This is a genomic window from Mesorhizobium sp. M7A.F.Ca.US.014.04.1.1 (assembly GCF_003998745.1).
Taxonomy (GTDB): Bacteria; Pseudomonadota; Alphaproteobacteria; order Rhizobiales; family Rhizobiaceae; genus Mesorhizobium; species Mesorhizobium ciceri.
The window spans coordinates 1-10,806 of record NZ_RZRW01000159.1; the positions used below are offsets into that span (position 1 = coordinate 1).

Genomic DNA, 10,806 nt, shown 5'->3' on the forward strand with positions numbered 1-10,806 from the left:
GGCCATAACCCATCGTGCCCAGCCCGCCCGACGTCATCCAGCGGTTCGGCTTCTCGAAACGATAGTGCTGCGCCGCCCACATCTGGTGCTGGCCGACCTCGGTGGTGATGTAGGTGTCCATGCCCTTGGTCAGTTCGTAGAGCCGCTCGATGGCGTATTGCGGCATGATCACGTCGTTGTTCATCTTGTAGGCGAGCGAGTCGCGCGCACGCCATTTGGCGATCTGCTCCCACCAGGGGTAGAGCGCCTTCTTGTCGGCCTTGGCGCTCGCCCGCCACAGCCGCACCATATCCTCCAGCACCCGGCCGACATCGCCGATGATCGGCACCTCGGTGTGGACGTTCTTGTTGATCGACGACGGATCGATGTCGATGTGGATCTTCTTCGAGTTCGGCGAGAAGGCGGTCAGCCGGCCGGTGATGCGGTCGTCGAAGCGCGCGCCGATGCAGATCATCACGTCGCAATCATGCATGGCCATGTTGGCTTCATAGGTGCCGTGCATGCCGAGCATGCCCATCCAGTTCTTGCCCGATGCCGGATAGGCGCCGAGGCCCATCAGCGTCGAGGTGATCGGGAAACCGGTGAGATCGACCAGTTCGCGCAACAGATGGCTCGCTTCCGGGCCGGAGTTGATGACGCCGCCGCCGCTGTAGATGATCGGCTTCTTGGCGCCCGCCATCAACTCGACCGCCGCCTTGATCTTCTCCAGGTCGCCCTGGACCTTTGGCTGGTAGCTGGTGCGTGGCGCGATCTGCGGCGGGACATAGAATCCCTTGGCGAACTGCACATCCTTCGGGATGTCGACGACGACCGGACCGGGACGGCCGGTGGTCGCGACATGAAAGGCCTCGTGGATGGTGGCGGCGAGCTCGTTGACGTCCTTCACCAGCCAGTTGTGCTTGGTGCAGGGGCGCGTGATGCCGACCGTATCGCATTCCTGAAAAGCGTCCGAGCCGATCAGCGAGGTCGGCACCTGCCCGGTCAGGCAGACCAGCGGGATCGAATCCATCAACGCGTCCTGCAGCGGCGTCACCGCATTGGTGGCGCCCGGGCCGGAGGTCACCAGCATCACGCCGGCCTTACCGGTCGAACGCGCATAGCCTTCCGCCGCATGGCCGGCGCCCTGCTCATGGCGCACCAGTATGTGCTCGACCTCGTCTTGCTGAAAAATCTCGTCATAGATCGGAAGGACAGCGCCGCCGGGATAGCCGAAGACATGCTTGACGCCATTGTCCTTCAGCGCCTGCACCACCATTTCGGCGCCCGTCATCTCGCGCCGCTCGTTCTGTCCGTTGCTCATCGGTCTGGTCCCGTACTGTCGCCATTGGGCGTTTGCTGGTCGTTTAGTCGTGTTTCAGGCAATAAAAAAGGCCCCCGAGGGAGCCTGTGTCTTGCGCATGGGGGGTTTTCGCCCGGCGGTTACACCGCCTTGCCCACGCGCTTTCCTACGAGAATGAGTGCTGTTTTCATGGTGGCGGACACTAAGGGCGGGCAAGGCGACCTGTCAACGGGAAAAATCGCGCCGGCGCGCACAGCGTGCCGGCGCGATTGAGGCGATCAGCGCGGCGCCTTGCAGCGGGAAACGCGCGGATCGCATCTGGACACCTTCCTCGCCTGCATCTTCGCTGGCGGATGGTGAGGTGCCACCCTTGCCGGGCCATGGTGCTGGGGCATGTGCATTGCCATCGCCTGCTGATGCGGCTTCTGTTGTCCGGCACCGCGTGCAGGACGCTGCCCCGAGACCGGCTTGGCCGAACCCGGTTTGGCCGACGATTTGACGACGATACGTCCATCGCCCGCGGTCCTGTCGGCATGCAGCTTGAGCGCATCGGCCTTCGCGCCGTTGCCGGCGGCCATCCGCTTGCGCACAGTGTTGCCAGGCTTCACGACGGCTGGATTGCTCGCTGTCACAGCGCTCGGAGACGTGGCCTTGTCGCCGCTCGCAATCTTGGGGCCATGGCCCGCCACGATTTGCCCGTTCCCATTGGCCGCCTTGGCGGCAGGCATTGCATTGCCGGCAAGCTTCTTGATTTCGGCGCCCCTGGAAGCATCGAGACGTGCACTGGCAAACACGCCTTTGAGCGGAGGAACCAGTTTTGCCGCCTTGATCGATTCCATGACGGGCTTCGGGAGTTGCTGCAGCCGGGGTCCGGCATTGATTGCAACCACCTGGTTGCCAAGCCGCACGCGTGGCGCATTGTTGACCACGACCGTCTGGTTGATGAATGTCGTGTTGCGCACGATGACGACGTTCTCCTGAACCGGCCGCACCACCCTGACCAGATCCACCGCGCCGATCGCCGCCACCGGCACGAAACACCACCAGGCGTCGTCGAAGGCGGCACCGACGTCGGGCGGCGCCGGAGCCCAGCCGACATCATTGCCGCCCTGACGCCAGACCACCCAGGCTGGCGCCCATTGATCGCCGGCGATCCACACCCAGCCGAAATCGGGATCATACGCCCAGCGGCCATAGTGATAGACGACATCGCCGAATGGCTCGGTGGACTGCCAGTACCAGCCATTGTCAGTCCAGACCCACCTGCCTTCGGTGTAGGGCCGCCATTGGGTATGCACCGAGGGAACCCAGACATCGCCGAAGCGGCTGGAGGTTCGCCATCCGCCATAGTTCGAAAGCCTTTCGCGGACGGTGACGGAAATTTCCGCCGCATGCGCCTGTGTTCCGGGCAGCATCAGCGGGCCGGTCAGCGTCGCACTCAAGGCCATGACCGCGGCCATTGCTGCAGCACGTCCACGCCGGCCGAGAGAGTGGCGTGAAGACGCTTGGAAAAAGGATATGATAATCATAACGGGCTCCAGAGTTCCGCATCCAGAAAATCCCGGGAACCGCCCTGCTGCCCGCCACCGCTTCCCGGCTTCTCACCGATCGGTTGTCATCGGCCCCGGTGACCGCATTGCGGCATTTGACCATCAACTTTGCGCGACCGGCGCGGCATTCACAAATGGGACGGTCGTTTCCGGCGCCCGGGCGATTGCGAAACCGCCGGGTGATCCCATTTTGCGAATAAACCATTGAAACCGCTGGAAACTATGGTGGGGCGTGACGAGGGCCGCCATCTCTGACGATACTTGATCGTCCGGCGGCAAGCCCGTCGGAGCCATCACCATGACGATCTGGATTTCACGGGAGGAAACCTGATGCTCGACAAGCCCTCTAGCAAGAAACTGTCTGACGTACTCGACCAGTTCGGCGCCGCGCTTGCTGCCGATGGCATCGAGAAGGCGGTCGATTGCTTTCAAGAAGATTGCTACTGGCGCGACCTCGTTACCTTCACCTGGAACATCAAGACCATGGAAGGCCGCGACCAGGTCCGCGACATGCTGAAAAGCCAGTTGTCGAACACCAGGCCATCGCACTTCGCCATCGCCAAGGGCGAGGACGCGACCGAGAGCGGCGAACTGATCGAGGGCTGGATCAGCTTCGAGACGGAGGCGGCACGCGGCTTCGGCCATATCAGGCTGAAGAACGGCAAGATCTGGACGCTGCTGACCACCATGGCCGAACTGAAAGGCCACGAGGAGCCGGCAGGCTTCGCGCGGCCGATGGGCGCCAGGCACGGCTCGGGCAAGAACCGTCCGACATGGAAGGAAGAGCGCGAGAGGGAAGCCGCCGAGCTCGGCTTCAAGACGCAGCCCTATACGGTGATCATCGGTGGCGGCCAGGGCGGTATCGCGCTCGGCGCGCGGCTGCGGCAGCTTGGCGTGCCGACCATCATCATCGAGAAGAACGAGCGTGCCGGCGACAGCTGGCGCAAGCGCTACAAGTCGCTCTGCCTGCATGACCCGGTCTGGTACGACCATCTGCCCTATATCGATTTCCCCAAGAACTGGCCGGTCTTCTCGCCCAAGGACAAGATCGGCGACTGGCTGGAAATGTACACCAAGGTAATGGAGCTGAATTACTGGTCCTCGACCGAGGCCAAAAGCGCTTCCTATGACGACAAGACGAAGGAATGGACCGTTGTCGTCCACCGTGACGGCAAGGACATCACGCTGAAGCCGAAGCAACTGGTGCTGGCGACCGGACAGTCCGGCAAAGCCAATCTGCCGAAATTCAAGGGCATGGAGACCTTCAGGGGCGATCAGCACCACTCGTCGAAGCATCCGGGTCCCGACGCCTATGCCGGCAAAAAGGCCGTTGTCATCGGATCCAACAATTCCGCCCATGACATCGCTGCCGCACTTTGGGAAGCCGGCGCCGACGTGACCATGGTGCAGCGCTCGAGTACCCATATCTCCAGGTCCGACACGTTGATGGAAATCGGACTGGGTTCGCTCTATTCGGAGCAGGCGCTGCAGAATGGCATCACCACCGCCAAGGCCGATCTCATCTTCGCTTCGCTGCCCTACAAGATCCTGCACGAGTTCCAGATCCCGGCCTATGCCGAGATGAAGAAACGCGATGCGGCATTCTACAAGGGACTGGAAAAGGCCGGTTTCATGCTCGACTGGGGCGACGACGAGTCCGGCCTGTTCATGAAGTACCTCAGGCGCGGCTCTGGCTATTACATCGATGTTGGCGCATCGCAGTTGGTCATCGATGGTTCGATCAAGCTGAAGAGTGGCGTCGACGTCGAAGAGATCAAGCAGCACTCGGTCCTGCTCAGCGACGGGTCGGAACTGCCTGCGGACCTCATCGTCTACGCCACCGGCTACGGCTCGATGAACGGCTGGGCCGCCGATCTGATATCGCGCGAAACCGCCGACAAGGTCGGCAAATGCTGGGGCCTCGGCTCGAACACCACCAAGGATCCCGGCCCCTGGGAAGGCGAGTTGCGCAACATGTGGAAGCCTACACAGCAGGAAGCGCTGTGGTTTCACGGCGGCAACCTGCACCAGTCACGCCACTATTCACAATTCCTGGCGCTGCAGCTGAAGGCCAGGCAGGCCGGCTTGGCGACGCCGGTCTACGGGCTGCAGCAGGTGCATCACAAGGGGTAGGCGAGCGCGATTCCGGCGAAGCCGGAAGAAAGAAGGCAGGGCTTGCACCCTGCCTCCTTCCTTTGAGGGAATTACGCCGGCTTACCCGCCGCGAACTGCGTCACCACCCGCTGCAACAGCGGCACGTAATCGCGAAACGTCCGCGTCTTCATGTTGGCAATCTTGCCGCTCTCGTCCCAGATGCGGACCCGGACCGCTTCCTCATGGAACGGGTTCTTGCGGAACTCGGCCACCTCCTCGGCATTCATCGGCCCGCCCTGCAGCGACAGCGTATGCACCGAGGCCGGCGACAGCCTGCCGAAATAGGTCGGATCGGTGGCGCAGAGATAGCGCTTGGCGGCGACATGCAGCCTGACGCATTCGACGATGACAGGTGGAAAGAACGGCGCCAGCACTTCGCCGCCGGCTTCGTCATGATGCTTGTCCTCGACATCCTCGGGCGAATAGGTGCCGAACTCGCTGGTGTAATGGCCAATGTCGTGCAGCAGCGCCGCCGCCACCAGCTCGTCCGGCGCGCCGTCCTTTTCGGCGAACCAGGCGCCCTGCAGCATGTGCTCCGACATGGTGACGGGTTCGCCGAGGTAGGATTCCGCACCCCGGCGCTCGAAGATGTCGGCAATGAATTCGACGATATTGTCCGCGTTCAAATCCTGGCCGCTCATTCCGCCGCCTCCTTGAACCCGTGTTCTATCGACGCGAGCGTCGACAGCAGGCCATCCTTGTCGGCGTAACAGCCCTGCAGCCAGCGCTTGCCGGTTCCGGAAAACGCCTTGCGGGCGTGCATGACGCGCGTGTTGTCGACGATGAAAGCCTGCCCCGCTTCGAGCTTGAACGTCACTTCGAAGGATGGATCCTCGATCAGTTCGGCGAACCGGCGGTAGGCGGCGTAGTACGCCTCCATGTCGGCGAAGGGCACGTCGACCGTCGGCGCCAGCGAGCGGTTGTTGAAGCGGATGCAGATCAGCTCGCCATCGGGCCCGAGCTCGATCATCGGCCGCTTCGCCTGCAGCCGCACACCGGAAGAGCCGGCATATTCGAAGCGCGCCGGGCATGAGCTCAGCAGCCGGAAGCCTTCCGGGTTCTCAGCCTGCAGCGCAGCCGCGACGGCAAACCCGTCGACGACGCTGGATTCGCCGCCCTCAACCGTATTCTCGATGCAGGACAGGATCTGCAGCGTCGGCACGGGGTCGCGATAGGGATTGTCGGTATGCGCCTGGAGCCCGAGATTGGTGTAGGCGAGATTGCTCGGATTGACCTCGGCGCGCACTTCGAACCAGCGGCCGTAATTGGTCTCCCTGATATAGCCGAACAGATCGGACACCTTGCACAGCGCTCCGGATTCGGCCGGCAGATCGTCCATCACCGCAAAGCCATAGGCTTTCACCGCCGACAGCCATTGCCCCAGCACAGCGCGATCATGGCTGGCCGCAGCATAGCCGGCGCGCGGCACCGAATTCTGCATCGAGGCCTTGGTCCATCGCACGGTGGCCTCGTCTGTCCAGCCGGGCTGGCGGGCCGCGTCACGATCATAGGCATTGGCACTCAGCCATGCCGCCGGGAAACTCACTGTTTTCTGCTCCGGCACGAAGCTGACTTCCAGGGCGCCGCCCTTGAGCGATGCCGCGCCGATCCTGGTGTCGGCGGGAATGTCGAGGATGGTGATCAGCCGTTGGCCATTGCCGGCGCTGCGCGTCTTGTCGTCCAGCGCATTGTCGCGCAGCCACATGGCGTGAAAGCGGCTGCGCGACCCGTCCTTCCAGCCAAGTTCGATTGTTCTACCTTCGTCGCCGATCAGCGCCTGGGTGAGCATGGAGATCCGTTCCTGTCCATTGCGTCCCCCGCAGCTGATCCGCAGGGTTTCGATTGCATGTTGATCGCGCGAGAGGCATAATTCAAATTATCCTTTTTTGGCCAATGACCACGATATACTAATGTCTCGAACCACACCCCTGCCGCCGCTCGACTGGCTGCGCAGTTTCGAGGCTGCGGCGCGGCTGTCGAATTTCACCGCGGCGGCAGCCGAGCTTGGCCTCACCCAGGCGGCCGTCAGCCAGCACATCCGCTTTCTCGAGGAGCGGCTGAAGACACGTTTGTTTTCGCGGCTGGCGCGCGGCGTCGCCCTGTCGCCGGAGGGGGCAGCCTACCTCCCCCACATCCAGTCGGCCTTCGCCACCATCGGCAACAGCACCGCGGAACTGTTCGAGCCGCGCGCCGTCCAGACCGTGACCATCCGGGCGCCGATTTCCTTTGCCTTGCTGATGCTGGTTCCGGCGCTGCCCGATCTCGCGAAGGCACTGCCGCGCATCCAGCTCGACCTGGTGACGATCCATCGCCCTACCGATTACGACCTGCCAGGCTCGGTGCTCGATATCCGTTTCGGCAACGGATCCTTCCCCGGCCGCGAAGCCGACAGGCTGACCGCCGAGCGGCTTGTGCCGGTGGCGGCTCCGGGTCTGGTCGGCGACGCAGACTGGACCTCCTTGCCGCTGCTTCTGGTTGCCGGCGCGCGCGAGATGTGGGCGGAATGGTTCGCTGCCGCCAGGCTGGCCGGCCATCCCAGGCGATCGCACCGCTTCGACAGCTTCGTTGCCGCCATGGAAGCGGCCAAGGCCGGCGCCGGCGTGCTTTTGGGCTCGCGGCCGCTGGTCGATGCGGCGCTCGACAGCAAGACGCTGGTCAGGCTTTCCGACTTCGAACTCTCCAGCACATCGGGCCATTTTCTGACCAAGGCGTCGACAGCGCGCCTAACCGGCGCCGAGCAGGATTTCCGCCAGTGGTTGCTGTCGCGCCTCTCCGCGCCGGCATGATTGGTTACGAGATTTGCCCGATCCGCTTCCAGTAGATCAGCGTGCCGGTCAGCCCGCCATGCGGCTTCAGGGCATAGTCCGGTATCTCACCGGCCAGCGTGAAGCCCAACCGCTCATAGAGGCCTGAGGCGCCCTCCTCGGTTGCCGTGTCCAGAACCAGCAGCGTGCGGCCCTTCTCCACCGCAAGGCTCTCGGCGGCCCGCATCAGGCGCGTTCCCACGCCCCTGCCCCGGTAGTCTGTGCGTGTCATCAGCTTGGCGATCTCGGCCCGGTGCGGCTGGTTGGGCGGACAGTCGGGCAGCAAGGTCACGGTGCCGACCAGGTTTTTGCCGTCCCAGGCGCCAAGCATCGCTCTTTCGCCCCTTGCCGCCGCGGCCAGCGATTTCTCCCAGAAACCCCTCGCCGCCTGCGGCGCCAACGGATGCATGAAGCTGACCGAACCGCCTGCCGCCACCGTTGCGACCAGCAATTCGGCCAGCCCGTCCTGCGTCTCGGCAGCCGGGGTCAGGGTTGCGATCTCGATCGAGTTCATGTGCGGGATATCCTGTGATTGCGATAGAAGCGGGCGCATTGCCGTCACTCCAGATGGCGCGCGCGGCGACGCTTTCGCGCCGCCTTGATGGCGCTGATGCGGTCGGCATCTTCGTGCCCGAGGTGCCGCCCGCGCTCGAGAATCTCGAGCGTGTACTCCTCGTAGGTCAGGCCAAGCCGCTCGGCTCTGTCCATGCGCAACAGCATGACCTCGTGGCTCGGCGCCTTCCACGCCTTGGCGTGCGCTGCCTGCCAGGCCAGGAAGATATAGGGATCGCCCGTGCCCCATGGCGGGCCCTTGTACTCATCGAGAGGCGGCCCCCCATTGTGGGAGCGCTTTGGTCTCTTTGCCATTGTGTCAGCCTCTGACCAGGGCGACCAGATAGTCGGCGCCGGGCTCCAGGGCATGGAAGGTGCAGTCCGACGGCGCCCCAAGCGCCAGGCAGTCGCCGGGCTCGAGCTTGTGCGCCATATCGCCTTCGATGAATTCGAGCCGCCCGGAAATCAGCCATATCTGCTGCTTGATGAAGGCGTATGAAGCAGCCGGAAAACTGACCCTGGCGCCCGCCGGCAGATGCACCTTGATCAGTTCCAGCGGCATATCGCCAGCCGGCGAAAGATGCCGCCTGACATAGCCGGTATCGGGATCGCGCCATACCGGCTGGTCGGCCTCGCGCAGCAGCCCGCCGCCCTGCAGCTCGGCGCGCGCGATCAAGGTCGACAGCGTCATGCCGAAGGCCGACGCGATGCGCACCAGAAGCGCCGCCGTCGGGCTGGTCTTGCCTCGCTCGATCGTGCTGAGCATCGCCTTCGAGACGCCGGAATGCTCCGCCAGTTCGGCCAGGGACCAGTCACGCATGACCCTTTCGGCGTGTATCCTGCGGCCTATCGTCGAGGAAATTTCGTTCGCTATATCATCCATATGTCTATTATAGTGAAATATTGACGCCGGAGAAGAGCCGCCTTGCGACAATTTTCACAGGCCCCTTAATGCTCTCTACACCATCCGACCTCATCGGGCCTTAACCCCATTCGGGTAGGATCGACTCTCCAGGGAAATGGGGATTGGCCTGTCCATGTATGTCGAACGCGAAGCCTCCGTGGGGGAACCGACCTCGCAGGAGCGCCGCCAGACCGAGCAGAACGACAAGCGCATCCTCGGCAATGTCGTGCAATGCGACGGCGCTCGCGCCACCATCAGCGCCTATGCGGACGATGCCGACGGCGCGGTGACCGGCCTGTGGACAGTCGGCAAGATGATTTCCATCAATCTCGGATCGACGCGAACCGTCGGCCTTGTCTACGCGATCGGCAAGTCGGACCGCGCCTGGAGCAATGAGGGCCAGAACGCCATCGAGGTCAGCATCGAGTTGATCGGCGAAGTCCGTGACGGTGCGGAGCCCGGCGCCAGACCGGTCTTCGACCGCGGCATCACCACCTATCCGCATATCGGCGCCGTTGCGCATCGCATCCGCACCCGCGACCTGCAGGCGGTCTATGACCTTGCCGGGCGTCATTCGATCACGATCGGCACGCTCGCGCAGGACGAGACGATCGCCGCCAACATCGCTATCGACGATACGCTGGCGCGTCACTTCGCCATTGTCGGCACGACCGGCGTCGGCAAATCCACCGCCGTTTCGCTGCTGCTGCGCAAGTCGATCGCGGCACGGCCGGATCTGCGCATCCTGATCCTCGACCCGCACAACGAGTTCGCGGCATCGCTGCCCGAATACTGCGTCAGGGTCGATTCCAAAACCTTGGATCTTCCGTTCTGGATGTTCACGCTGGAGGAATTCGCCGAGGTGCTGTTCCGGGGCCGCGAGACCGAGCCGGAAGAAATCGATGCCTTGCGCGACCTGATCCCGGCCGCCAAGAATCTCTACCGCAACCCGAATTCGGGCTCCTATATCAGGCGCGGCAGCGATGCGCTGACCGCCGATACGCCAGTGCCTTACCGCATCGCCGACCTGCTGAAGCAGATCGATGAGCGCATGGGCATGCTCGAAAGCAAGACCGATCGCCCGACGCTCAAATCGCTGAAGACGCGCATCGAATCGGCGGCGGCCGATCCACGTTATCGCTTCATGTTCAACTCGCGCCTGATCGAGGACACCATCCACGAGACGATCGGCAACATCTTCCGCGTGCCGCATCATGGCCGTCCCGTGACCTGCTTCGAGATGGCCGGCATGCCGTCCGAAGTGGTCAATTCCGTCTGTTCGGTGCTGGCGCGCCTGGCCTTCGATCTCGCTCTATGGAGCGAAGGCAAGCTGCAGCTTCTGTTTTTGTGCGAAGAGGCGCACCGCTATATGCCGGCCGACCCGCGTCTCGGATTCGCGCCGACCAGGCATGCGCTGTCGCGCATTGCCAAGGAAGGCCGCAAATATGGCTGCTATCTCGGCGTCGTCACCCAGCGCCCCGGCGAGCTCGACCCGACCATCCTGTCGCAATGCTCGACCTTCTTCGCCATGCGGCTTGCCAATGAGCAGGACCAGGCGATCAT

The 10,806-nt window shown here is 63.3% G+C and carries 11 protein-coding genes; 3 read left to right on the top strand and 8 right to left on the bottom strand.

Going from position 1 to position 10,806, the window contains the following annotated elements:
* The 3 genes from ilvB to EOA22_RS38110 form a co-directional block, all read right to left on the bottom strand.
* Positions 1 to 1,300 (bottom strand): biosynthetic-type acetolactate synthase large subunit (ilvB, locus tag EOA22_RS13230; RefSeq protein WP_127390012.1); only part of this gene is annotated, 1,300 nt, incomplete at its 3' end.
* 257 nt (positions 1,301 to 1,557) lie between these two features.
* Positions 1,558 to 2,739, bottom strand: a complete 1,182-nt coding sequence (locus tag EOA22_RS13235; RefSeq protein WP_063168270.1) for a DUF6600 domain-containing protein — start codon at positions 2,737 to 2,739, stop codon at positions 1,558 to 1,560.
* Between the two features lie 192 nt (positions 2,740 to 2,931).
* Complete coding sequence (locus tag EOA22_RS38110) at positions 2,932 to 3,129, bottom strand: hypothetical protein (protein WP_024501402.1); 198 nt, start codon at positions 3,127 to 3,129, stop codon at positions 2,932 to 2,934.
* A 30-nt stretch (positions 3,130 to 3,159) separates the two neighbouring features.
* Here EOA22_RS38110 and EOA22_RS13240 point away from each other — a divergent pair, with 30 nt between their 5' ends.
* A complete protein-coding gene (locus tag EOA22_RS13240) occupies positions 3,160 to 4,962 on the top strand; it encodes an NAD(P)/FAD-dependent oxidoreductase (protein ID WP_127390013.1) in 1,803 nt (600 codons plus the stop codon).
* Between the two features lie 71 nt (positions 4,963 to 5,033).
* On the opposite strand, the gene EOA22_RS13245 is transcribed toward EOA22_RS13240, so the two are convergent.
* Together EOA22_RS13245 and EOA22_RS13250 are read right to left on the bottom strand one after the other, a co-directional pair.
* Positions 5,034 to 5,624 carry an HD domain-containing protein gene (locus EOA22_RS13245; RefSeq protein WP_063168272.1) on the bottom strand — a complete coding sequence of 197 codons (591 nt, stop codon included), beginning with the start codon at positions 5,622 to 5,624 and terminating at the stop codon, positions 5,034 to 5,036.
* On the bottom strand, positions 5,621 to 6,772 hold the full coding sequence (locus EOA22_RS13250; RefSeq protein WP_063168273.1) for a gamma-butyrobetaine dioxygenase: 1,152 nt from the start codon (positions 6,770 to 6,772) through the stop codon (positions 5,621 to 5,623). The genes EOA22_RS13245 and EOA22_RS13250 overlap by 4 nt, the downstream gene beginning before the upstream one ends.
* A 121-nt stretch (positions 6,773 to 6,893) precedes the next feature.
* Between EOA22_RS13250 and EOA22_RS13255 the strand changes: the two genes are divergently transcribed.
* Positions 6,894 to 7,769: a LysR family transcriptional regulator gene (locus EOA22_RS13255; RefSeq protein ID WP_024501405.1), complete on the top strand. Its 876-nt coding sequence runs from the start codon at positions 6,894 to 6,896 to the stop codon at positions 7,767 to 7,769.
* A 4-nt stretch (positions 7,770 to 7,773) separates the two neighbouring features.
* On the opposite strand, the gene EOA22_RS13260 is transcribed toward EOA22_RS13255, so the two are convergent.
* From EOA22_RS13260 to EOA22_RS13270, 3 genes are read right to left on the bottom strand one after another with little or no spacing between them, the layout of a single operon-like run.
* Positions 7,774 to 8,301, bottom strand: a complete 528-nt coding sequence (locus tag EOA22_RS13260; RefSeq protein ID WP_063170265.1) for a GNAT family N-acetyltransferase — start codon at positions 8,299 to 8,301, stop codon at positions 7,774 to 7,776.
* Positions 8,302 to 8,345: 44 nt separating this feature from the next.
* Entirely contained in the window at positions 8,346 to 8,654 is a 309-nt protein-coding gene (locus EOA22_RS13265) for a hypothetical protein (protein ID WP_013531040.1), read from the bottom strand.
* A gap of 4 nt (positions 8,655 to 8,658) precedes the next feature.
* A complete protein-coding gene (locus EOA22_RS13270; protein WP_027160588.1) occupies positions 8,659 to 9,222 on the bottom strand; it encodes an XRE family transcriptional regulator in 564 nt (187 codons plus the stop codon).
* A gap of 154 nt (positions 9,223 to 9,376) precedes the next feature.
* Between EOA22_RS13270 and EOA22_RS13275 the strand changes: the two genes are divergently transcribed.
* Positions 9,377 to 10,806: ATP-binding protein (locus EOA22_RS13275; RefSeq protein ID WP_164755400.1), on the top strand; the 1,430-nt coding region annotated here is incomplete at its 3' end.